Raw genomic sequence first — 24330 nt, forward strand, 5'->3', positions numbered from 1 at the left:
TTATTTATGTCTAAATCAAACAAATTCAAACAACTCAGTGGTAATCTTTTATTAGGACTAGGAGGAGCAATTTTTGCTTTAATAGTTGGAGAAATTGCCCTTAGAATTATGGGTATTGCTTACCCTAGTTTTTATCAAGCTGATCCCCATCGAGGCCATGCTTTAATCCCAGGAATATCGGGGTGGTGGAAACACGAAGGAAAGGGTTGGATATCTGTTAATAAAGATGGATTGAGAGATAAAGCATATAGTAAACAAAAGCCTGAAAATACTTTAAGAATTGCTGTTATTGGTGACTCATTTGCTGAAGCAATACAAGTCAATGCAGAGGATACTTTTTGGTCATTAATGGAAACTAAATTACCCCAATGTCAACGATTTCAAAATAAAAATATTGAGGTGATTAATTTTGGTGTGGGTGACTATGGAACAGCACAAGAATATATGACTTTAAAACATCATGCTAGTAAATATTCTCCTGATTTAGTTGTTTTAGCTGTTTTCACTGGTAACGATATTATTAATAACTCTAAAACCTTAAGTCCTGATGATAGATTTAGTCCTTTTTTAATCAAAAAAGAGGGAAAATATGTTATGGATTTATCTTTTAAGGAAACAGAAACCTATCAATGGCGTAATAGTTTCACCAGAAAAGCCATTTTTTCCACTATTAATAATTCTCGTATTTTACAATTACTCAATGAAACAAGAGTAGCGATAAAAAAACGCCGTCAATTATTAGGAACACAAACAGAAACCGAAAATAAAGATGTACTTCAATATCTAGATTTTAATCCAGAACTATATAAAAATAGTGATACCAACTGGCAAGAAGCATGGAATATTACGGAAGAATTAATTAAACTAATTCAACAAGAAACCCAGTCTATTAACTCAGATTTATTAGTAGTAACATTAAGTAACCCTGCTCAAGTTTATCCTGATGCTGCTTATCGAGAACAATATTTTAAGCAAGCAGAAGTAAAAGACCCTTTGTACCCCGAACAACGTATTACAAACTTAGGACAACAACAAGGGTTTAAAGTGCTAAATTTAGCCCCTTTATTTCAATCTCACGCTGACAAAAATCAAGTCTTTTTACACGGGTTTGATAACACGATCATGGGGAGTGGCCACTGGAATGAGTCCGGTCATCAACTAGCAGGAGAAATGATCAGCAAAAAAATTTGTACAAAACCAGACTAAAGATTTATGATGGAGTTAGTAACAGAACTTATTTATGTTGATAATTGGGAACATAAGTAAATATTACTAACTGATACTTTGAAACCTAACCGATCCCCAATCAAGGGTAAAGTCGATTCCTGTGATCCCCATAGGGAAAATTCCATTGCCAGAACAAGGCAAATGGATGTAGTATAGTTCACAGTGTTTAATAAAAAAAAATAAACGCAACTGAATCAATGATGTTGTCTGTTAACAATCAAAATTTTTCCCACGTTGTTCTTGAGTCCCCTAACCCTGTCCTCGTCAACTTTTGGGCCCCCTGGTGTGGCGTATGTCTGTTAATTAATCCCTTTCTCGATAAAATCCAAAAGGAATGGGACAACCCCCTAGAAGTGGTTAGTATTAATGCTGACAATAATTTTCAATTAGCTAATACTTATCGCTTAAAAAATTTGCCTACTTTAATCCTGTTTAATCAGGGAAAAATTATTCAGCGCATCGAACAAATAAAAGGAAGAGATGAACTTATACAACAGTTACATCGCGTTAGGATGAATACTTGGCCTCGATCAGCATAATATTTGACCTAAAAATTTTCGTATTAATGTCCCCACCATAAGTAAAGGGGACACATTGTTATTTTTGGAAATACAATTAAAAAATAGTTGCAATAGTTAGAAAATTATTTCAATAGTCTGACTCTTTTTGACAAAACTCAAGGTGAATCAGTTGAAATTTTAACTTCAACTTCTCTCAGTCTTAATATTACGTATTATCTGTTATAAACCTTGTAGAAAATTTTTATAAAAAGTATCTAAACAATAGTATCATAATTAACTATTTTTTGCTCCTTTTTAAAACAAATATTCCCAATAAACCAAACATCCCTAGTCCCCAAAAATTAGATGATTCAGGAATCGAAATAGTATCAGTATTATCAACAGCAAGACCAAGATCACTCCCTGTTGGACTTAGATCAATTGTTTCTAAAAGAACTCCATCTACAACACTCGGAGAAATTGAGGTAATAAATGATTCACCTCCAGTATTAAGATTTAGCGTGCCATCACTAGCAAATCCTCCTATTATTTCATTACCTCCCAAAGCATTAACATCATTAGGAGAAGAGGTGGAACGAACATTGGGAATACTATCATCAAAACTACAAGAAACAAGGGTTGTTGTCATAACAATAGTAGTTAGTTTAGATAGAAATTGATTCAACATAGGAAAATTATTTGACGGGTGTTTACTGAATTATTGAGGCAACAAAGAACTTATACCAAATCCGCTTGCTATACCCCCTTTTAAATTGCATAGTTTACAACTTGAAAACCTTCCTGCCTCCTGCCCACTGCCTCTTCTAGAAGATAAGATAGGTTTGAGACTCGGATTTAGTATTATTCCTTCACTTTTGAGTATTCCCAGTTAATCAATATTTTTATCAATAATTACCCTGAAATTAAAAGTTGATCATTTCTGTAGTAGTGAGTAATTATATGTAAGAAAAGAGAATATACACCATTACCCATTATGATTAGGCAGTTAAAGAGATTCCTCGTTCCTCACCAATGACAATTATCAATTGTCCATTTCCATTGTTAAACCCAGCGCCCTTTTTACAGTAGAATATAGAGGGAATGGTATATATATATCCGACAATATTGTGAATCAATGTTATCAACAAGGACAACTGGTTGAATTAGAAATTATCGATCTCGCTCATAGTGGAGATGGAGTCGGTAAGTTAGACGGTAAAGCTATTTTTGTATCTGATACGGTGACTGGCGATCGCATTTTAGCCCGTTTAACCCATGTCAAACCACAATATGCTTACGGGAAATTACAGGAAATTATCTCACCTTCTCCCCATCGCATCCGACCTAGCTGCATTGTGGCGGATAAATGTGGGGGTTGTCAATGGCAACATATTTCTCCAGAATATCAACTAAAAGCCAAGGAAAACCAGGTTATTCAAGCTTTAAAAAGGATCGGTGGTTTTGATAACTCTCCCGTGTTGCCTATTTTATCTTCCCCAGAAATACTGGGTTATCGCAACAAAGCAACTTATCCTTTAAAACGTTCGACAACTGGGAATGTGCAAGCAGGATATTATCAACGCAATACTCATCAAATTATTAACCTTAATCAATGTCCTATTCAAGATACTCGTCTTAACCCTATTTTGGCTGAGGTTAAACAAGATATACAAACACAAGGATGGAGTATTTATAACGAAAAAACAGGGACAGGAAAATTAAGACATTTAGGGTTACGTATTGGTAAAAGAACAGGAGAAATTTTATTAACCCTTGTTAGTACCAGCAAAAAATTGACTAATTTTCAACAACAAGCAGAAATTTGGCTACAACGTTATCCTAATTTAGTAGGAGTTTCTATTAACTATAATCCCCATAAAGGTAACAAAATTTTTGGTGAGGAAACATTGAATTATATTGGTCGTCCTTGTTTGATAGAAGAATTTGCTCAGCTTAAATTTCAATTAAGCTCTGATACCTTTTTTCAAATTAATACCGAAGCAGCAGAAGTATTATTAAATCTCCTGTTAGAAAAATCGTGTTTAAAAGGTTATGAAACATTAATTGATGCTTATTGTGGTGTGGGAACATTTACCTTACCCCTAGCTAAAAAAGTAGCTCAAGTTGTGGGAATTGAGAGTAATCAAAATTCCATTGCACAGGCTGAAAACAATGCCGAAATTAATGGCGTTGATAATGTTATATTTTATACAGGAAATGTAGAAAAAGTTTTACCATCTCTTAATGTTTCTCCTGATATTGTGGTTCTTGATCCCCCCAGAAAAGGTTGCGATCGCAGTGTTATTGATACTTTAAAAAAAAATTATCCTTCCCTCATAATTTATGTTAGTTGTCAACCTTCTACCTTAGCCCGTGACCTAGAAAAACTATGTCAAGAAGATATTTATATACTCGAGTGTATCCAACCAATTGATTTTTTTCCACAAACACCTCACGTGGAATCAATGGCTTTAATTCGACATAATATTGACTGATATGTTATAATCGATTTAGTTATTAAATTAATTGAGTTCATTGTTTGTTTAAAGACTGCCATATAAGCCACAATCTTAACCTTAAAAGAATAGAATACTTAGCCATGTTATAGCTTAGACTCAACCTTCCTAATTTAACACTGTTGTCGTCTAATTCCATAGACAACATTGTTCTCAAACCAAGACCATATAAATGTCTGTAAAAAATTTACATTAGAGGTGACAGCACGTGCTGACTATTTCCCTACCGCAAACTAAGCGATACGGTTGTACAATGAGCTTCACATCAACGCTATATTTATGTCCTGTCCTAGATTTATTACTAGCAAATATTCCCAATGAACTGCAACCCGAAATAAGACTAGGGCTACAAGAAGCACTGGTAAACGCAGCTAAACACGGAAACAAACTCGACCCAAGCAAGTCAATTTTTGTGCAGTTTTCTATAACTAGAGAGGGTTATTCTTGGGTAATATCAGACCAAGGAAAAGGGTTTTCCCGTCAGTGTAATTGTCCAGACCATACTATTGAAACATTACCCCCCGACGAATCAGAAGACGGCAGGGGGTTTTGTTTACTGCATGAGATTTTTGATCAAGTGCATTGGGATCAACAAAAAACCCAGTTAAGACTTTGTAAACAAGTAAACAACAGTAAAAGACAAGCATTATTTTCTTGAGAAAACTCTATTGAAATCTTGTTAATTGAATGCGATACCGTTGCTTTTTCGTGATAGCAACCTCTCCTACTTCTAAACGTCCTTTTCCTCGTACTGCAATTAAATCTCCAGACTTAACATTATAACTAGATTGAGTAGTTTCCTTCCAATTAACTCTAACATCCCCCTTATTAATAGCATCGCTCATTTTACTACGAGACATACCAAACCCAGCAGAAGCAATGGCATCTAGACGCATTGATGCTTCCACCGTGGTCATTTCTTTGGTTTTAGGGGGTCGTATTTTCAACTCACTGAGTTCAATTCTTTGTGTTTTCACAGGAACAGATCGCACTTGATTCAAGCTAGTTTCTAAGAATTCCACCAATTCGGGAACAACGATCACCTGGCCACCTCGTTCCCCCAAAACGATGATATCGCCGATTTTTTCTCGGACGATACCCGTCCCTAAAATCGCCCCTAAGAAGTCTCGATGATTGGCCGGGTCAAAAAGAAAGTTTCCAGCAATATCTAGGGCAGCTAGAGGAACCTGAGCCTGTTCTAGGGGGATTTCAGGACGGACTATACCAATTCTTCTTCTTTCCGCTTGGGGATATCCACCCCAGACCAGTATTTCTACATCCGCTAAGCGACTAAAGCTGTTTTCCACTTCAGCAATTACAGGAGGGGAGAAAAAATCACTGACCACAACCTCCCAAGTTTTGACAGCAATTTCAGCTTGATCAATAATACGGGTAATTTCTTCGCGGTTTTCAATTCCTTTGAGGAGTTTTTCTCTGGGTAACATATAGATTTAACCGATTTCAGTATTTATTAGTTGATCTTTGAGTAAAAAGGTAGTAATTTCCAATAGTTTAAATATGATTTTTGTAGGGGCAATTTCTTGCTCAGTAAAACTTTCATCATAGACATAAAGTCTCTATAAAAAATTTACAGATCAAATCTTACTCTAGGTATAGAATGAATCGAGGATATAACCCAATGAGCCTCTTATATGTCTATTGTTAGTGTTACAGTTCCTGCCACAACCGCCAATATTGGCCCCGGTTTTGACTGCATTGGTGCAGCCCTTAGCCTTTATAATCAATTTGAGTTCACAGAGAACCCAGAAGCAGATACCGATCTAACTATTACAGTAACAGGAACCGAAGCCCATCGCATCACAGGCGATCGTAGTAACTTACTTTATCAAGCCTTTACTAATTTATACAACCATCTCAACAAAACTCCCCCAAAAATAGCCATTAACATCAAATTAGGGGTTCCCCTTGCCAGAGGGTTAGGAAGCTCTGCAACAGCCATTATTGGTGGGCTATTAGGTGCTAACATCTTAGCAGGGCAACCCCTTTCCACAGTAGAAATAATGGAATTAGCAATTGAGATAGAGGGTCATCCTGATAATGTAGTGCCGGCCTTGTTAGGAAACTGTCAATTATCTGTTGGAGAACCCAAAAAATGGGAAATTTGTCAAATTCCCTGGCATTCTGATATCGTACCCGTGGTCGCCATACCAAACTTTGAATTATCAACAGAAGAAGCTAGAGCCGTCTTACCGAAAACTTTACCGCGCGCTGATGCCATCTACAATATAGCGCGCATGGGATTATTAATTAAAGCTTTAGAAAGCGGTAATGGACAATGGTTAAACAGGGCCATGGCCGATAAACTGCATCAACCCTATCGTAAAGGACTGATCGAGGGCTATGAATTTGTCGAAGAATGCGCCCTCAATGCAGGGGCTTATGGTATGGTCATTAGTGGAGCCGGACCGACCTTATTAGCCTTAGCAAACTCCGAACACATCCAAGCAGTTGAAGATGCCATGAAAAACGCCTGGAGCCAACTAGAAATTACGGCAGATGTGCGATCTTTAGCGATCGATACTCAAGGAGCAAAAGTTGATTTTAACAGCCCTTAGGGCGAGGCAGAAGGCAGGGGGCAAGAGGCAGAAGGAAAGATTTTAGTTAAGGTAAAGCCTGTCTTGGTGCGTTAAATATGATACAATGGGAGGGGTCAGTATAAGACTTAAAAACCTACCGGGGGACTCTCGGAAAGTTTATGCCCAACACCTGAATTGGCAGGGTTTAAGGAGATATTACCGCGCCTAAGCAGGCAAATGTGGTGAGCCTGGGAACTTGTGAAAACAAGATAATAACCTGTCTTTAACGACGGGGTTGAAATAATCGTCCCCATAGGGATACTTTATCTGAGTGGAGAGTTGGTACTCTGTGCTGCAACGTTTTAGACAAGATTTAAAAAATGATCTAATTGCTGGGTTGTTAGTGGTTATTCCCTTAGCAACCACTATCTGGTTAACTATTACAATTGCTACTTGGGTTGTTAATCTTTTAACCCAAATTCCCAAACAACTTAATCCTTTCGACGGCCTCGACCCTATTTTAAGTTCTATTTTCAATCTCAGCGTTGGCTTAGCTGTGCCTTTGCTGTTTATTTTAATTATTGGTTTAATGGCCCGTAATATTGCTGGCCGATGGCTGTTAGATGTAGGAGAACGGATTTTACAATCAATTCCTTTGGCTGGGGCTGTTTATAAAACCTTACAACAGATATTAGAAACCCTCTTCAAAGACTCTAAAAGGAAATTTCGGCGTGTGGTGATGGTGGAATATCCGCGTCGGGGAGTTTGGAGTCTAGGCTTTGTTACAGGTACTTTGAGTCCTTCTCTACAAACCCATTTAGAGAAACCGATGTTAAGTGTCTTTATTCCTACCACACCCAACCCCACCTCAGGATGGTACGCCATTATTGCTGCTGATGATGTGATTAATTTACCCATTTCCATCGAAGATGCTTTTAAAGTGTTAATTTCTGGTGGTATTGTCAGCCCAAATGTTCCCAACCCCGTTCCTCACTTATCTCAACCGAAGAAGAATAGTCCTATTAGTATGGATGCTTCTATGACGGAAAAAAGCGAAGAAGTAGAAACGACCAAACCTTCTCAAATCTAAAAATCTTAGTTCTTTAACTGCTTATGCCTCCCCGTCAGCAACCCCGTCGTATTGCCCGCGAACTAGCTTTATTAAGTCTTAGTCAAATCAAAGGAAACCCTGAAAAACTAGAACAGGTTGACCTTAGTGATCTAACTTTAGCCGCTATTCGTACCCTAACTAGCGAGGTACAAGATACCTTAGAAACTGCATCAGCAGAGGTAAAAAGAGGACATAATCAACTGTTTCAATCTGAAACCCGTGCTATGACTCTAGAGAGTTCTAAAACAATGATTGAAGATGCTCTCACTTTAACACAAACGGCCATTAATCGTTTAGCCAGTGCCGTAGAATTTCCAGAAATCATTCAACTAGCTACTCAATACGAAGTTAGAGAATACGCAATTGAACTGATAGCAACAGTTTCCCGACGGAGAAAGGAAATTGATCAACAATTGGAAGTGGTTTTAAAAGATTGGCAGTTAAAGCGTTTAGCTAAAATTGATCGCGATATGTTACGTCTTGCTGTAGCAGAAATTTTGTTTCTCGATATTCCTGAAAAAGTTGCCATTAATGAAGCAGTAGAGTTGGCGAAACGTTATTCCGATGATGATGGTTATCGTTTTATTAATGGGGTACTGAGACGATTTACGGACAATATCAAACAAAGATAAAATCTATTGAATTTCATGATTTTCGTCTTTATTTTGTAGTCTTTGTCGTAAGCGATGTAAATGGGTAGTTGTATTAGAAGGAATTCTCGGGGCCGGTAATTCGTTGTTGGGCCAAGTGGATAAATCAAAACAGGTACACACGCTAGAAGGGATACCAGCTACTGATATAGGGATAGGTAACTCACAACGAGGACAGTCGATGATTTCCCAGGCAGGACTTAATAATTGTTGTATAGTTTGTTCTGTTCCTTCTAAATAACAATCAGCATCAGTATCAAGGATTTTTTGCCAACATTGTTCAAATTCCCTTGAATAATGATGTTCTTCAAAAATTACTTGGGGATAAATTCTTTCTTGTAGTTTGGGACAAATGATACATTTGCCTAGTTGAAACCAATGGGCAAGATATTGTTTAACCTGTTCAGTTGAAGCCATACTCATAGATTTTACCAAAATCACTCAATTAATTCTATGCTAACCTCTTCTGCAAAATTTCTATAGAAGAAAAAAGTTAAAAAAACTATAGCAATCAGAAATTATCACAACTTATTCCTGACTAATATAGTTAAAAATAGCAAATTATCCTGTAGTGATAAAACTTCCTTAATCTTGTATATATTCTGTTCCTTGAATTAAGGCTATTTCCGCGCGCATAAATTCTCTTCCTAAATAGGCAGCATGGTCTAACATTGTAATGGAACAATCGGGATTTTCTTCAATAACTTTTACACATAATTCTTTAGCACTACGTCCTGTGAAAACGGTTTCTGATGTACGATTGGTTTTACCTCTTGCAGCAATAACTTCTCCTGTTTCTGGGTCAACTGCTAGACCTTTTTCATTAATGATATTGGTAAAATATTTAGTACAGATAAGACTATTTTCTCGATCAATATAGATAATAAAGTATCCTCCGGGGTCAAGATCAATATGACGTTTTGAAAGTTTATCATCGAGTTTTTTAATGGTCTGTGCTAAGTCATTCATAAAATATTCTAGATGAGTTTTAATTAATGAGGGGTGATAATAGACAATGGAGAATTAATTTTCTAGAGTTTTGGGAACTTTTAATCCTAATAGAATAACTCTAGCAAGCATAAATAAAGATAAGGCTAACCATAGTAAATTACTATCCTTATAATGCCAAGCAATGGTAGCAACAGGAACAAACCCGACAAAAGTTGCTCCTAAGGCTGTATTTCTTAACATAACACCTTCTGCTAAACCAATAAAATAACCGTCTAAAATAAAAGCAATTGAACCGAAACCTAGAACTGGTAATAACCAGATAACATGAGCATTTAAGGAAGCAAAAATCTCTTGATGATTGGTTAAGAGCCCGAATAAAGTTTGAGGGAATATAATTATTATAGAAACCGATACTAAAGCGAACATAAAGCCGAGAATTGCTGATAATCTTAGTAAAGGTATTAACTGTTTTTTCGTTCCTTTTCCTTTAAAATTACCTGCTAAAGATTCGGTGGCAAAAGCTACTCCATCGATAAAATAAACCACTAAAGAAAATATTTGTAATAAAACAGAATTTTCCGCTAAAGTTAGTGTTCCCATCGCAGAACTAATATTAGTGAAGAAAGAAAAAGCAGATAGGAAAATTAAAGTCCGGATAAATAAATCACGGTTTAACATGAAATTGTCTTTCCATTGTTCCAAGGAAAGCCTTTCTCTAACCTGTTTAAAATCTTGCCAATTAATATCCTTGCCAACTAAAAATAAGCCAATTAAACACATTAAAATCTGACTTAAAGAAGTAGCTAAACCAGCCCCACCACTTTCTAAACCCCAACGAATAATCAATAAATAATCTAAGATAACATTAGCACCATTTCCAATCAGAGAAAGCCATAAAACTTTACCGCTTTGTTCCTTTCCCAGAAACCAACCAATTAAAACAAAATTGAGTAAAACAGCAGGTGCTCCTATAATACGAGTATCATAATAAGCCTGTGCGGAGGCTTTTACCAAAGGTGCTGCACTAACTAAACTAAACCCTATCCACCTTAAAGGATACTGTAATATTAAAATAATTAAGCCTAAACTTAAGGCCAACAATCCATTTTTAAGTAAAACTAATAAGACTTCTTGAGAGTCTTTTCTTCCCATTCCTTGAGCAGTTATTCCTGTTGTGCTAGTGCGAAGAAATCCCAAAGCACGATAGAGATAATTAAAAATAATAGTAGCTAAAGTTACTCCAGCTAAATGATGAATATCTTTTAAATGTCCCAAAAATGTAATACTAAGTAACCCGGCAATGGGAACCATTAAATTAGATAAAATATTAATAGACGCTAACCGCAGAAAACGCGGGGAAAAAGAAGGCAAATTCAACAATTCTAGACAACGATTCTTATAGACTTCTAGATTAATTCTTTTAAAAGAAGATTCCATTATATTTACTATAAGTAAAACTAATTTTAGCTTTTATTTATGATTATTATATTAACATTAAATAGGGGTCAAGAATTCTTGACCCCTAGAGTAAAGGTATTAAATAATTAAGAGACCCCTTGTAATTGTGCTGTTTTCACTGTCAACTCCAATAAGCGATCGCCTCGATATAACTTAACCCGTAAGTTAGCATCGATCCCAGATTTTTCGACAATTTTTTGCAAAGCGGTGCCATCCTTAACTGGTTGTCCGTTAACGGCTACGATCACGTCTCCACGGCGTAATCTCGCCCTTGCTGCTGGACTGTTAGGGACAACTTGTACAACTAAAATTCCATCCACCTCAGCAACAATCATGGGAGAATTGGGGTTACGGTTATTTTCCCTAGCTATTTCAGGGGTTAAATTAAGCATTTGCACCCCAATATAAGGGTGAGGGACTTTTTGACCAGAAGCTAAGATTTTTTCCAAGGCTTTGGCTTTATTGATGGGAATAGCAAAACCAATACCCATGGCATCAGCACGAATAGCGGTATTAATGCCAATCACCTCTCCTTTGCTATTTAATAAAGGCCCCCCAGAGTTCCCAGGATTAATGGCCGCATCGGTTTGGATAAAATCGAGACGTTTATCAGGGATGCCGGCTTTGGCCGCTGAACGACCAATGGTACTAATAATCCCCAAAGTTACCGTATTATCTAAGCCCACAGGGTTGCCCACAGCGATCGCCCAATCTCCTACTTTAAGACGGTTGGAGTCCCCCAAAGGTGCGACTGGTAGGGTATTTCCTTGAGATTGAATGGCAACCACGGCCAAATCCGTCACCTCATCGGTTCCTTGGACTTGCCCGTTGAAAGTCCGTCCATCTTTGAGAGTGACCGTTACTTTATCGGCACCATTGACCACGTGAGCGTTGGTCAGAATAATACCACTACCATCAATAATAAAGCCAGAACCCTGACCGCTAATCCTTTGTTCTCTGGGTGGTTGAAACTGTTGACCAAAGAAGTCACGGAAAAATGGATCATCAAAAAAAGGATCGATTTGTCGGGTTACAACTGTTTCTGTATCGATACGAACTACCGCCGGGCCCGTTCGAGTAACGGCAGCAGCCACAAAACTATCAGCCGTGATCTGACCTGGCGTTTGGGCTAAGTCCGGGATGGGAATTGCTTGGGACGATAAAACGTGAAACCCCCCAAAATCAAGAATTATACTCAAAAAGAGTGTTATACTGCCACTGACGAGCAAACGGAGACATTTTCTCAAGTTCATAACGCTTAAAAGATTTTATTGTTATGGGTAAAAGTTGGCAAGAACTAGATTATCCTTAGTCTAAAATTTTTCTGCTTTGTTGAGTTGATTTATCTTAATTTTGTTATTGTTAAGTTAGGTAACGATTATTAATTTTTTTATAACTTTCCTATGGCTGTTTCTCCTGATACACAGTTTAAATCATCTGTCAAGCCCTCAAGACAAAATGATGGGAGGCTAGTTCTCAAGCTACTTCCCTATATGCGTCGTTATCCTCGGTTATTATTGTTATCTGTTAGTTTATTATTGCCTTTATCGGTTGCTGGGGCGATTCAACCTCTGATCGTCGGACAAGCAGTTTCTTTGTTGCGTCAGGAAACTACTTGGCCTTTTTTGGAAAAATTATCTTTAGACAAAGGATTACAATTTTTAATTGTTTTATTATTAGTAACAATTATTGTTCGTTTAGTTTGTACATCTTGTCAAGGATTTATTGTTCAGAAACTAGGACAGAATATTACGGCAGATATTAGGGACGATTTATTTAACCATGTTCTTTCACTGGGAAGCAGCTTTTTTAATCGAACCCCTATCGGGCGTTTAATTACCCGTTTAACTAGCGATGTTGAAGCCTTGGGAGGTGTTTTTGCTAGTGGTGCGATTGGAGTTATTAGTGATGGTATTTATATCCTGTTGATCATTTTTACCATGTTTACAGTTCAGGCACAATTAGCCTTAATGCTGTTATCAATGATGGTTCCTATTACTGTATTAATTGTCTATTTTCAGGAACAATATCGTAAAGCCAATTATCAGTCAAGAGAAAAATTATCAGAACTTAATTCCATGTTACAAGAGAATTTATCAGGAATTAATGTAGTTCAATTATTTCGACGAGAACAGTTTAATAGTGAGTTATTTCGTGTCATAAATAATGATTATCGTCAGGCTACCGATAAAACAATTTTTCATGAATCGGCGGTTTCTGCTACCTTAGAATGGGTTAGTTTAGTTGCGATCGCTGGAGTTCTTGGCTTAGGTGGTTTTTTTATTGGTAATGACACTATAACGTTTGGAACTTTGTCTGCTTTTATTTTATATGGCCAACGTCTCTTTAACCCTTTACGTCAATTTGCTGATAAATTCACTATGTTTCAGGCAGGTTTTACGGCTATTGAAAGGATTAGCGAGTTAATGAAAGAACCCATTGAAATTAAAGAAAGTGATAAAAATATTCAATTTTTAGACAGCAAAAAATATCAAGATAAAATTGGAGAAATCTGTTTTGATAATGTTTGGTTTGGCTATAAACCTGATGAGTTTGTTCTCAAAGATTTAAACTTTACCATTTCCCCCGGTGAAAAAGTAGCCTTGGTAGGTCCAACCGGTGCCGGCAAAAGTTCAATTATCCGTCTTCTTTCTCGTCTCCATGAACCAACAAAAGGAAGAATTCTTATTGATGGAGTAGACATTAGAGATATTTCCAAGAAAGAATTAAGACAATATATAGGAATGATTTTACAGGAGAGTTTCTTATTTGCAGGAGATGTAAAAAGAAATATTACTTTAGGTGAAAATTACTCCCTAGAACAAGTACAAAAAGCAGCTAAGCTAACCAATATCAATCATTTAATTGAAGAATTACCACAAGGTTATCATACCCAGTTACGAGAAAGAGGAACCAATTTATCCGGGGGACAAAAACAATTATTAGCCTTTGCTAGAGTAGCGATACGCAACCCCCATATTTTAGTATTAGATGAAGCCACAGCAAGTTTAGATGTGCAAACTGAAGCCTTAATTCAAGAAGCTTTAGAACAATTATTAATTAATCGAACAGCAGTTATTATTGCTCATCGCTTATCAACTATTCGAGATGTGGATAGAATTTTTGTCTTAAAAGAAGGGAGAATTATTGAGTCAGGAAATCATCAACAATTACTGAATCAAAAGGGTTTATATCATAGTTTATATCAATTACAAATGATGGGATATGACCAAATTACAAGCAATCAACGATAACTTTAGCAAAGAATACTTGCTCAGAAGTTAATTAATTCTTTTTTCCGCATTTCTACTCTTATCTCTTTAACAGCCCTTCGGGCGAGGCAGAAGGCAGGGGGCAGGAGGCAGGAGGGAAGATTTTTAGTTAAAGTCAATGTAAGATAGTATTTTTGCTCAAATTAGTAGGGAAAATTGAAGAGATAATGATCTAATTTTGAGTTATGACAACGGAAAATATAGGGTTTTAGGCGTTTATTTTTTAAGTAGACACAATGGCTACAGATTTTTAATCTCTACGATCATACCACAAGCCCGTAACTTCGTTGCTTATTGAGACTTATTTTCACACATTAAGATATGTAAACGACTCTATTGATATAAATTTATTAGATAAAATTGTATATATTATAAGTTTTACTGATTCAATTAACCCTATTCCCTAAAAAGTGATTTCTAAATGACATCTTAAGATAATAAGGTGGACAATCAAGAAACTGATTTCCAAGGGATTATAATAGTTAAAAGACTTGCCTACCTTACAAAGTTGGTTGCGATATTATCATATTTGTATGAGATTATTATTATTGTTTTCTTGAGGTATTGTTACCATGAAACCATTGTTATCTATGTTATTAATGAGTGCTGTTTTTACAGTTCCCAACACAGCATTAAGCATTCCTCTATCACCATCTTTGCTACTGTCTCAGCAAAATAAAGAAGAGCAAATAACACAAAAAATTCAAGTTGCTTTTCCTGACTTTGTTGTTGTTTCTTTGAAGTCAGGGAATAGGGTAACAGGAAACTTTCTTGATTTGAATAATCTTAGTTTAATTATTAGTTTTAAAGATTATGTTGCCGGTATTCCCTTAAATGATATTCAATTGATTGAGTTTAAAGATCAAGTGTTGATTCCTGCTAATGAAAGCGTTATGTGTCAACAAAGTAATAATCAATGTCGTCGAGTTCCTTTGAGTCAAAATCAAGAACAAGAAGCAACAATTATGGAGAATATTCCTTTTGCTAGTTTAAGCTTATTCCAAGGTTCAAAAACCGCTTTATTAACCATTCCTGAACAGTCAGAAGAAGAGGAAAGCGAAAACATAAATTATTTATCTAATGAGAATATTCATATTATTAACTCTCTAGAAATAGACGAGTCAGGACAACTAATAACCATAAGCTTGACTCCTAATAAACGGTAATCAAAACAATAGTATAATGCTGTTCATTTTTCTAATACCGATTTTCTAAAGTACGGCTACACATCGCCGTAGGGGTCAACGGCCCTTGACCCCTACAATATAAACATCTGTAGTCTAAGTTGATGAAAATGGGATACAATTTGCCAAAATAGAAAAGTATCAGTTATCAATTAACTACTATGCAGTCCGTTGATGTTACCACCCTAACCGCCATTTGTCATGATCTACAAAGCCATTGGCTACCTGCTAAAGTTGAACAGGTTTATCAGAAAGATACCCACACCATTTCTATCGCTTTACGTACCCTAAAAAAACGCAGTTGGTTAACCATTTCTTGGCATCCTCAAGCTGCTAGATTATGTATCGGAGATCCTCCACCAAGAACCCCCGATACCTTCACTTTTAGCGATCAATTACGTCATCAATTAAATGGCTTTGCACTGACTGGTTTAAAGATGATTTCTCCTTGGGAAAGGGTGGTTAATTTACAGTTTGCTAAACGTCCAGGAGATGACCCAGTTTGGCATATTTATGTAGAAATAATGGGTAAATATAGCAATGTTATTTTAACAGATAATAAACAGCAAATTGTTACCGTTGCTCATCAAGTTAATGCCAATCAATCGACGGTTAGAACAGTGCAAACAGGACGAAAATATGAACTACCCCCTACTTTAACAGGGACATTCCCAAAATTAGAAGAGCAACAAGAAAGATGGCAAGAAAGAGTTAGTTTAATTCCTGGTTCTATCAAAAAACAGTTATTAAATAGTTATCGAGGTTTAAGTCCCGTTGTTGCTTCTTATCTGATAAAAGAAGCTGGATTAAAAAAAGAACAATCTACAGAAATATTAACCAAAATAGAATGGAATAAATTATATAAACTATGGCAAATATGGCTACAAAGTTTTCACAGCAAAAATTTCATACCAGGTCATACTGAAGAAGGTTATACTGTTTTAGGTTGGGGAATAATTGGTCAACATATTAATATTCAAACATTGATCAATGATTATTATACTAAGGAAATTAATCAAGGAAAATTCAAACAATTAAAACATCAACTACAACAAAAATTAAAATCTTGCCTCAAAAAACTCTATAGTAAAGCCAATAATTTTCAGCAAAAAATGCAGCAATCCTCAGAAGCAGAGGAATATCGTCAAAAAGGGGATTTATTAATGGCCCATTCTTACCAGTGGGAACCAGGAATGAATTCTATGACTTTGAAAGATTTTGAAACAGAAAAACCCATAAAAATAACTTTAAACCCTGAAAAAAATGCTATCCAAAACGCTCAACTTTTCTATAAAAAACATCAAAAATTAAAACGTGCAAAAGGTGCAGTAGAACCATTACTAAAAGAAGTCCAAGAAGAAATTAATTATTTAGAACAAGTCGAAGATAGCTTACAAAAAATTGATAATTATCATTCCCTAGAAGACTTGCAAACTCTGCAAGAAATCAAAGAAGAATTAATACAACAAAATTATTTACCATCTCGAAGTCAACAAACCCAAACTATTCCCGATGAATCTCAACCCTATCAACACAAAACCCCATCAGGGTTTGAAGTCTGGATCGGTCGTAATAACCGACAAAACGATCGCCTCACCTTTCGTACTGCCGGGGACTATGATTTATGGTTTCATACCCAAGAAAGTGCCGGTAGCCATGTCTTATTGAGACTTGAACCCGGGGCTAAACCCAATGAAGCCGATCTTAATTATGCTGCTGACTGGGCTGCCTACTATAGTCGCGCCCGTCAAAGCGAGCAAGTTCCCGTGGTCTATACAGAACCCAAATACGTCTATAAACCCAAAGGAGCAAAACCGGGTATGGTTATCTATAAACGAGAAAAAGTGCTTTGGGGAAAACCACACAAAGTCTCATCTTATCTAAAAAATCAAGTTTAAGACAAATATTTTAAATATTGTTTACAAAAATTCGTGTCTGATGTTACAATTCATCTATAGAAATCGACTGGTTAGCAAGTTTGGGAATGCGCAACCTGATTTCCTCAAAGAACAACAACAATTTAAACCCCGTCCTTAACGACGGGGTTTTAGGTTATGCAGCGATGGCTGGTTTTTAATTCTTTATTTTTCATAATCATAATAAACTTTTTTCATAGTTTAACTATGATTGAGAAAGTAGGCTAAATTCTCTCCGCTTAATTCCGTTAAGGTTCAGATTACGGATGTGAGTAACTTTTCAAAAGTAAATAAAGCGAATTAGGATGAAGAAACAGGTTCTTAGTAGTATAATCGCTCTGTCTTTGGGTTTATTTCCCTTTCAACCCTTGCAAGCAGCATGGGACCGTCCAACTATAGCAGCCGTCAGTGATGGTCTGGATGCCTTTTGGGGCGAAGTTTTACGACGTTTAGGGATTAACTATAGCTATCCTCTTGTATATTCCCACCGAAACATCCAGTCAACTCCCTGTGGCCCTGCCATGATAGCTCATTACTGTGCCAATTCTAACACTATTCATCTAAATATGGAACAGATCAATAGATTAGTGGCACGAGTGGGGGACTCTGCCGGTTATTTTGCCTTGGCCCATGAATATGGTCATTCTGTCCAGAGACATCTGGGTATTCTCAACAGAAACCTTCCTATTGTGGTCATAGAGTTACAGGCCGACTGTTTAGCAGGGACCTTTTTTAAGGTTAGTGAGGAACTAGGAATCTTAGAACCCGGTGATTTACAAGAAGGCACAATGACTGCCATGATGGTAGGGGACTATGACTATGAACACACCAATCATCATGGAACCCCCGAACAGCGAGGAAAAGCATTTTTGAGTGGCTTTAATAACCCTCAATCTTGTTTTGAAAAATATTAAAACCCTTATTTCAACCCCGTCTTTCGAGATGGGTTCTTATCGAAAAATAATGGGTCTAAAACCCCGCCGGGACGGGCGTAATTGTGTTATAATTGGAGTGTAGCAATTTTCAGCTACCTACTGGGAGTCCCCCAGAAAGTTACGACTAACCCTGAATCGGCAGGGTGTCTGGAAACGGATGGATGTATGACCTAGTAAGGTAAGTACCAGTCAGCCTAGTAAACCTCTTATGAGAGTAGGTTTCAACAAGTAATTGTTGAATCATAACCCACTCGCCTTTAGGCCGTGGAGTATGTCAATGTGTTTTATTTATCGGGTAACTGATATTGAGACACAATTTTTTTTGCATAGTCAGGCACATGATTTTCTAACTTTTCTGGGTGATTGCGTTTCACATATAAATAATTACGAGTAAAATGAGAATCAATGGAAAAACGGGCATATTCTAGACCTTTTGGACCCACTCTTTCGATGACAACTCCCATTAATTTTGCAGCCCACATCGGCAATGTTACCCCTTGATCGTAAGCGGCAATACTTTGTTGTACTGCTTGCTTTCTATTCCCTTGAGAAATGACAGGTTTGGTGTTAATTTGGTCTTCTATTAAAGCTAACATTTCTTTTCCTGTATCATTACGAACCATGATCCATTGCCAACCAAACTCAGCCCCCATATAACCCACAACTAAATCAGCTAAAGAGTTAACATAATCAAAACAACTCATACAAGAAGGGGCAAAAACATCCTTTAATTTGTTAGTTTTTAAGCCAAAAAATGGTACTTTTTCAACCGAACCGTCCTCGTGTTTAAAATGTACACGAAAATCCTGCATAAACTCATAATGAACAACAGTATCAGGGGAATGACTGGTAGTTTCTAAGAATTTTTGTAACCCTTCACGGGTAACATTATCTACACAAGGAGTTCCCAACACATAAAGTTTCTCTAAACCTAATTCCTTTTCCACCGAACGTAAAGCTTGAATTTGACAGCCCACCCCAATAACTAAAAGACGTTTTAAGTTAGATTGTTCGATTTCTTCTAAGATAGATAAATTAGGAGATAAAGTCGGTTTATTTACCCTAGCCGCCAAAACCTCCTCAGAAGTTCTAGCGATCACTGGCATGGGTTGAAAGCGATCTTCTTTCGTATTCTGCACACAAACCACTCCCTCCACTAACCCCCGTTCCAACATTTCACAAGCAAGGGTACTAACAATTCCTGTCCACTGTGCGCCTTCAATTGGTACTTTTTTTCGTGCCGCCATCATCTCTTGATGAACACCAAAATACCAGTCATTTTCATCATCTAAATTGCGACTTTTTCCGTGTGCAATTGTTTCTAATTCAGCAATTTGTTGATTAAGAAAAGCACAAGCTTCCTTGACATAATGAATATAATATGTATCACATAAACCACACTCACTACAGAGTTCTTTTGCGGGACGACGACTACCAGGTTTAAGGGCTTTTGCTTTGTTATGAGGGTGAATAGATGTCATAGATGAAAGTCTTTCTTAAATCAAACTAATTACAGTTAACAGTTAACAGTTAACAGTTAACAGTTAACAGTTATCAGTGTATATTATAGAAGATAAGAACCAATTTTGTAATTCACCCCTAACTTATTTTTTATTTTTGTAAACTAATTTAACATTTCCTAGTCTAGTTCTTATTTTGTGCTTCAAATTTTTCTTTAATTTTAGCTATAATATTGGTATTCGTAATATGAATGGGGGTGAAATTAATGAAGGGGCAAAAATTGGGGGAATTATTAATGATGCAGAATCTAAAAATTTAGCCATAGCAGTGAAAGAAGTTCAAGAAATTCTTGACCAACTATCTAATACTTATCCTATTCATAAAACTACAGATAAAATGATAGTAGCTGGAAAAGCTATAGAAAAAATTTAACAAAATCCTCAGTTAACTCAAACATTATTAAGTGCAGCTAAAGTAGGGAGTCTAGCTGCTATTGAATCAATGTTAAATCATCCCTTAGCTTCTTTTATAATTGCTGCCATTGAAGACTTAACAAATAATCAATAATCACTTATTAATCATTAAAAACTATGCTGATAACTTCTTCAAAACCCATTACATTAAAAGAATTTTTGTCTTTACCAGAAACAAAACCAGCGAAGGAATATATTAGCGGAAAAATTATTCAGAAACCAATGCCAAAGGGAAAACATAGTACAATTCAAACCGAATTATCTACCGCTATTAATGCTACTCTAAAATCAAACAAAGTTGCCCGTGCTTTTTCTGAACTAAGATGTACATTTGGCGATCGCTCCATTGTTCCTGATATAACTATCTTAAAATGGAATAATATTGCTCGTGATGATAACGGAGAAATTGCAGACTCATTTTATACCGCACCAGATTGGGTAATTGAGATTTTATCACCCGAACAAAGTCAAACCAAAGTAGTCAAAAATATTCTCTATTGTTTAGATAATGGAACAGAGATAGGATGGTTAATTGATCCTAACGATAAATGTGTATTCGTTTATTTTTCCCAACAAAAACCCTTGCTGTTTGAAGCAGACGATGACATTTTACCCGTCCCGAATTTCGCCAAATCCTTTAATTTAACTGTAGGAAAATTATGGGATTTTTTACAGTAATAATGAAGCAAAAAACTATATTAACGAGTGCGTAACTCAATAGTATCTTCTTTAATCACCACATCATAATGACCATAAAAAGTCTGTCCCAACAAACCAATGGGTAAAGAAGGATTAATAGCCACCTGAAGATTAGAAGAAGTTAGTTCCCCTGCTTTAACCGAAGACACCGTAGTCAGACCAATGGGAACCACACCCCCTGCTGTTTGGGAAAGTGCCTCTCTTTCAGACTTTAAACCAATAGTCTGAGCCATATCCGTACTAACAGTAATACCACTCGCACCGGTATCAAACAACATTTCAAAAGTATGTTTTCCGTTAAAGGTGACATCCACCACAGGAATACCAGACTCTCTGCGTTTGATAGGAACAGTGAAAACTCCCGTTTGCGGGGAAGCAGTGGGTTGAGAGGTATTAGAACGACCACTGCCACAAAGATGACCCAGATCGATATGTTGACCATTAGCCCCTTGTAAAAAACAAGATTGTTGGGCTTGAGTGGGTAGTAAAGAGGAACCTAAAACCATTCCTGTGACAAGAAGAGTGCTACTAATAATTCTTTTCATAATAATGATGACGAATAATTGCTAGAGGGACTTATAGTTTAATTTGCCCAAAATGACTATGACATCCAACACAATACCTTATCTTATAATTATTCCTTAAGCGTAATTAGTATCACATTTAACCAGTTATTATAATCACTTTGTCCATAGCAATTTTTCACAGACATTGGGGAATACTGATAATAAAATCTATTGTAATCTATTGTAAAATTTTTAAACAAATGAAAATTACTCTTACTCTCTTCACCGCAGTTGTTTCCACTGGTTTAGCCATGACCGTTCCAGCTAAGGCACAAGATTATTCCAGTAGCAGTCCCCGTAATGTCGATAACTGTGATTATGGTAATTATCTGGTTAATAATAATGGTCGTTGTGTTGATTTATCTGGAGATGATTCCAACCGTTTCAATTTTTATGAAGCAAAATTTTTGACCGCTTTAAAAAAGGCAGGAATTTCCATTAGTTATGAAAGTTGCGATGCAGGTGTTTTAGGGTATTATCAGCCCCATTATAATAGAATGACCATGTGTCAAAATAATAGAGAAGATTTTAACCTTTATATCGAAACTTTAGCCCATGAAACCTGGCACGTTGTTCAAGACTGTGCTGCTGGATTAGACAATGGAAAAATAGTTCCGATTATGAATACTAATGCTGCTACCTTTCGCTCCATTTTATCTAGTTTAGGTTCAGCAGACTGGCAAAATTTAAACCTCTACGATCCCGAAGATTTACCCTACGAAGCAGAAGCATTTCTCATGGAAAAACATCCTGATAAAGTTTTACAAGCGTTAAATGCTTGTACGAGTGGTCGTTAATAGGAGTTGAAAGCGATTGCACCTACTAAGCTGTTAAGCATCTAAATTACTATACTAGACTGACGGGGAGACGGGGTGAAAGGGAGACTGGGAGAGGGTTTGCTAATTTGTTGCTTAACTTCATGATGTGCGGTTTAAATGCACAACAGCTGAGTGAACTACCTACACTGACCTAAGGGTACAGTGTAGGCTTCTGGTATCCCCTTAAGGACTGCCAGAACTTCCTTCGTGGTACTATTAGTTTGAGATTTAACAATTTTCCCACTACGGCGGTTTATAGTCGGGAACAGTTCCAGCCCGACTCTTTTAAGATTAATAGCAGCAGAAATATCTCTATTAACCCAAATTTGCTCAGTTTCATCCCAATATTTTCTGATACTACAATCAGTAAACACAAACTCATCACGATAAGGTAAAAGTTGGGATGTATAGGCAGGATTAACTTTTTTGACCACAGCACCAGCTTTTTCGGCTATGTAACTGAAAATATCAAAAAACTGCCCAAAAGAAGCATCAGACCAGGACTTATTTAGTCCCGACTTAGCACTTTGACCATTAGGAAGATAATTTCCCTGATGGTCTTTTTTTGCCTTATTTCGCTTTCTTAATCCTTGTAGGTTAAGGTCTTCGACAAAGAAAACTTTTTTGTCGCTACGAACTAGAGAGTGAGTAATTTTGTAAGCATGGTCTTTTCTGGCTCTGGCAATTTGTTGATGTTTTCTTGCCTCTCTTTTAGCCAATTTTCTTCTAGATTTAGACCCTTTTTTCTTAGTATCTTTTCTTTGAGAAATCTTGGCTAATTCATCTTGATTTTTACGGTAAGATTTAACAGAAGATAATTTATTTCCTTCTGAAGTCGCCAAGTAATCATCCTCAAAAAGTACCGCATCTATTCCCAGAGAATTATCCCAGGTTGCAGTAACTTTATCAGGAGTAAATTTAGGGAGAGAAGGATCATCCAAGCAGATCGTACAGTACCATCCATCAGCTTTTCTTGTTATCAAAATATTTTTCAGGGAAAAGCCTTGGGGTAAAGGACGATGTAATCTTACTTTCAACCAACCCCCTAACTTAGAAATAGAACAATAAAGCCAATTCTTTTCTATCCTTTTAATCTTAATAGCTTGAGCCTCTATTTTGAGGGTGCGATAACGATTTTTGAAGCGTGGTTTCCCACTTCTACTCCCATTAATATCACCCTTAACATATCGGTTGAAAGCTAATTCAACACGCTTAGAAACATCCTGTAAAGTTTGAGACGGGACAATAGAAAAGTCGAGTAATTCTCCCGAATGCCTTACTATTGTTAAATCTTTTTTCTTCTCGGGCAATAGTTTCTTTTGAGAATAGAAACTGGGCTTATCTCTTAGCTCTAAAGGTGGCAAGCGACAAGAGATGTAGCAAAAGTCACCACTAGGAATAACATAATTAGTGCGATTTCTATCCCACCAACGAAAACGATCCCCAATTTGCCAATTGTACCAATATTGACAAACCCTCAGCCAACTGTTTAACTGGCTTTTTTGGGGGGTCTCTGGATAACATCGATACTGGTAATTGAGGATCATTTTAGGGTTTGTTGACCATGAGTGATTATATAATTAATATCACTTATCTTAGCGCAAGAGAAAATTAAATGTCAATGAAAAATGATTTTTATCGCTTCTTGTGGTGGTGTCACTATTTCTACTCTTAAGAAATACATTGAAAATCAAGCTCGTCCAGAATCATAATCTCGGACGGCAATTCATCCCACGCTGATTTGTGGTCGTTTTTTGGGAAAATACAGCGTGGGGCTTCTTGCCGAAGAAGCTAAAACCGACATCTTGCACCTTCAAATAAAAGCCTAGTGCCGCTACGCGAAAGTCAAAAGGCAAAAGGCAAAAGGCAAAAGTATCGATTGGTAAGGGTTTAGGGCTTTTGCAACTGCTGGGTTATTTCCACCACGCTGCACTAGTTTTCTTTGAGGCAGGAGTTGAAAGGCAGGAGGCAGAAGGATTAATACTTATATATCACGTTATATAGTAAGTTATAAGACATTTAAAAGCTAAATAATCTTATTTTTCAACTTTTTTAT

Annotated in this window: 23 protein-coding genes; 14 read left to right on the plus strand and 9 right to left on the minus strand. The window is 36.6% G+C overall.

Annotated features, from left to right (window positions below; genetic code table 11):
- Window positions 1–6: 6 nt before the first annotated feature.
- On the plus strand, window positions 7–1206 hold the full coding sequence (locus QNJ66_RS18355) for an SGNH/GDSL hydrolase family protein (protein WP_300509508.1): 1200 nt from the start codon (window positions 7–9) through the stop codon (window positions 1204–1206).
- A 218-nt stretch (window positions 1207–1424) separates the two neighbouring features.
- Window positions 1425–1766, plus strand: a complete 342-nt coding sequence (locus tag QNJ66_RS18360; protein ID WP_300509509.1) for a thioredoxin domain-containing protein — start codon at window positions 1425–1427, stop codon at window positions 1764–1766.
- Between the two features lie 259 nt (window positions 1767–2025).
- Here the strand turns inward: QNJ66_RS18360 and QNJ66_RS18365 are convergent, their stop codons facing one another.
- On the minus strand, window positions 2026–2415 hold the full coding sequence (locus QNJ66_RS18365; RefSeq protein ID WP_300509510.1) for a hypothetical protein: 390 nt from the start codon (window positions 2413–2415) through the stop codon (window positions 2026–2028).
- A gap of 439 nt (window positions 2416–2854) precedes the next feature.
- Between QNJ66_RS18365 and rlmD the strand changes: the two genes are divergently transcribed.
- A complete protein-coding gene (gene rlmD, locus QNJ66_RS18370; RefSeq protein ID WP_300509512.1) occupies window positions 2855–4222 on the plus strand; it encodes a 23S rRNA (uracil(1939)-C(5))-methyltransferase RlmD in 1368 nt (455 codons plus the stop codon).
- 274 nt (window positions 4223–4496) lie between these two features.
- Entirely contained in the window at window positions 4497–4901 is a 405-nt protein-coding gene (locus QNJ66_RS18375) for an anti-sigma regulatory factor (protein ID WP_300509513.1), read from the plus strand.
- Between the two features lie 7 nt (window positions 4902–4908).
- On the opposite strand, the gene QNJ66_RS18380 is transcribed toward QNJ66_RS18375, so the two are convergent.
- Entirely contained in the window at window positions 4909–5688 is a 780-nt protein-coding gene (locus QNJ66_RS18380; RefSeq protein WP_300509515.1) for a photosystem II S4 domain protein, read from the minus strand.
- Window positions 5689–5895: 207 nt separating this feature from the next.
- Here QNJ66_RS18380 and thrB point away from each other — a divergent pair, with 207 nt between their 5' ends.
- The 3 genes from thrB to nusB all read left to right on the plus strand — a co-directional run bounded on the left by thrB (window position 5896) and on the right by nusB (window position 8523).
- Window positions 5896–6819: a homoserine kinase gene (thrB, locus tag QNJ66_RS18385; RefSeq protein ID WP_300509517.1), complete on the plus strand. Its 924-nt coding sequence runs from the start codon at window positions 5896–5898 to the stop codon at window positions 6817–6819.
- A gap of 310 nt (window positions 6820–7129) precedes the next feature.
- Window positions 7130–7870 carry a DUF502 domain-containing protein gene (locus tag QNJ66_RS18390; protein WP_300509518.1) on the plus strand — a complete coding sequence of 247 codons (741 nt, stop codon included), beginning with the start codon at window positions 7130–7132 and terminating at the stop codon, window positions 7868–7870.
- 23 nt (window positions 7871–7893) lie between these two features.
- Window positions 7894–8523, plus strand: coding sequence for a transcription antitermination factor NusB (gene nusB, locus QNJ66_RS18395; RefSeq protein ID WP_300509520.1), 630 nt, complete (start codon window positions 7894–7896; stop codon window positions 8521–8523).
- A 3-nt stretch (window positions 8524–8526) separates the two neighbouring features.
- Here the strand turns inward: nusB and QNJ66_RS18400 are convergent, their stop codons facing one another.
- The 4 genes from QNJ66_RS18400 to QNJ66_RS18415 form a co-directional block, all read right to left on the minus strand.
- Window positions 8527–8958 (minus strand): hypothetical protein, encoded by a 432-nt coding sequence (locus QNJ66_RS18400; RefSeq protein ID WP_300509548.1) that lies wholly within the window; start codon window positions 8956–8958, stop codon window positions 8527–8529.
- Between the two features lie 168 nt (window positions 8959–9126).
- Window positions 9127–9510, minus strand: coding sequence for a DUF4346 domain-containing protein (locus QNJ66_RS18405; RefSeq protein ID WP_300509522.1), 384 nt, complete (start codon window positions 9508–9510; stop codon window positions 9127–9129).
- Window positions 9511–9564: 54 nt separating this feature from the next.
- Complete coding sequence (gene gntT / locus QNJ66_RS18410; RefSeq protein ID WP_300509524.1) at window positions 9565–10929, minus strand: guanitoxin biosynthesis MATE family efflux transporter GntT; 1365 nt, start codon at window positions 10927–10929, stop codon at window positions 9565–9567.
- A 107-nt stretch (window positions 10930–11036) separates the two neighbouring features.
- The gene (locus QNJ66_RS18415; protein ID WP_300509526.1) at window positions 11037–12203 is read right to left on the minus strand and encodes an HhoA/HhoB/HtrA family serine endopeptidase; all 1167 of its coding nucleotides are present in this window, start codon (window positions 12201–12203) and stop codon (window positions 11037–11039) included.
- Window positions 12204–12353: 150 nt separating this feature from the next.
- Between QNJ66_RS18415 and QNJ66_RS18420 the strand changes: the two genes are divergently transcribed.
- The 4 genes from QNJ66_RS18420 (at window position 12354) to QNJ66_RS18435 (ending at window position 18236) form a co-directional block, all read left to right on the plus strand.
- Window positions 12354–14204 carry an ABC transporter ATP-binding protein gene (locus QNJ66_RS18420; protein WP_300509528.1) on the plus strand — a complete coding sequence of 617 codons (1851 nt, stop codon included), beginning with the start codon at window positions 12354–12356 and terminating at the stop codon, window positions 14202–14204.
- A gap of 590 nt (window positions 14205–14794) precedes the next feature.
- The gene (locus QNJ66_RS18425) at window positions 14795–15388 is read left to right on the plus strand and encodes a hypothetical protein (protein ID WP_300509530.1); all 594 of its coding nucleotides are present in this window, start codon (window positions 14795–14797) and stop codon (window positions 15386–15388) included.
- 179 nt (window positions 15389–15567) lie between these two features.
- A complete protein-coding gene (locus QNJ66_RS18430; protein WP_300509532.1) occupies window positions 15568–17304 on the plus strand; it encodes an NFACT RNA binding domain-containing protein in 1737 nt (578 codons plus the stop codon).
- Between the two features lie 323 nt (window positions 17305–17627).
- Entirely contained in the window at window positions 17628–18236 is a 609-nt protein-coding gene (locus QNJ66_RS18435; RefSeq protein WP_300509534.1) for a neutral zinc metallopeptidase, read from the plus strand.
- A 305-nt stretch (window positions 18237–18541) separates the two neighbouring features.
- Here QNJ66_RS18435 and QNJ66_RS18440 read toward each other — a convergent pair whose 3' ends face one another.
- Complete coding sequence (locus tag QNJ66_RS18440) at window positions 18542–19738, minus strand: Coenzyme F420 hydrogenase/dehydrogenase, beta subunit C-terminal domain (RefSeq protein WP_300509536.1); 1197 nt, start codon at window positions 19736–19738, stop codon at window positions 18542–18544.
- 226 nt (window positions 19739–19964) lie between these two features.
- Between QNJ66_RS18440 and QNJ66_RS18445 the strand changes: the two genes are divergently transcribed.
- Complete coding sequence (locus QNJ66_RS18445) at window positions 19965–20150, plus strand: hypothetical protein (protein WP_300509538.1); 186 nt, start codon at window positions 19965–19967, stop codon at window positions 20148–20150.
- Window positions 20151–20308: 158 nt separating this feature from the next.
- A complete protein-coding gene (locus QNJ66_RS18450) occupies window positions 20309–20869 on the plus strand; it encodes a Uma2 family endonuclease (protein ID WP_300509540.1) in 561 nt (186 codons plus the stop codon).
- 20 nt (window positions 20870–20889) lie between these two features.
- On the opposite strand, the gene QNJ66_RS18455 is transcribed toward QNJ66_RS18450, so the two are convergent.
- Entirely contained in the window at window positions 20890–21441 is a 552-nt protein-coding gene (locus tag QNJ66_RS18455; protein ID WP_300509550.1) for a retropepsin-like aspartic protease, read from the minus strand.
- Window positions 21442–21656: 215 nt separating this feature from the next.
- Here QNJ66_RS18455 and QNJ66_RS18460 point away from each other — a divergent pair, with 215 nt between their 5' ends.
- Window positions 21657–22253, plus strand: coding sequence for a hypothetical protein (locus QNJ66_RS18460; RefSeq protein WP_300509542.1), 597 nt, complete (start codon window positions 21657–21659; stop codon window positions 22251–22253).
- 158 nt (window positions 22254–22411) lie between these two features.
- Here QNJ66_RS18460 and QNJ66_RS18465 read toward each other — a convergent pair whose 3' ends face one another.
- Window positions 22412–23821, minus strand: coding sequence for a transposase (locus QNJ66_RS18465; protein WP_300509544.1), 1410 nt, complete (start codon window positions 23819–23821; stop codon window positions 22412–22414).
- Window positions 23822–24330: the final 509 nt, after the last annotated feature.

Origin of the sequence: Crocosphaera sp., from assembly GCF_030064895.1 — a bacterium.
In the GTDB taxonomy this organism is placed as follows: domain Bacteria; phylum Cyanobacteriota; class Cyanobacteriia; order Cyanobacteriales; family Microcystaceae; genus Crocosphaera.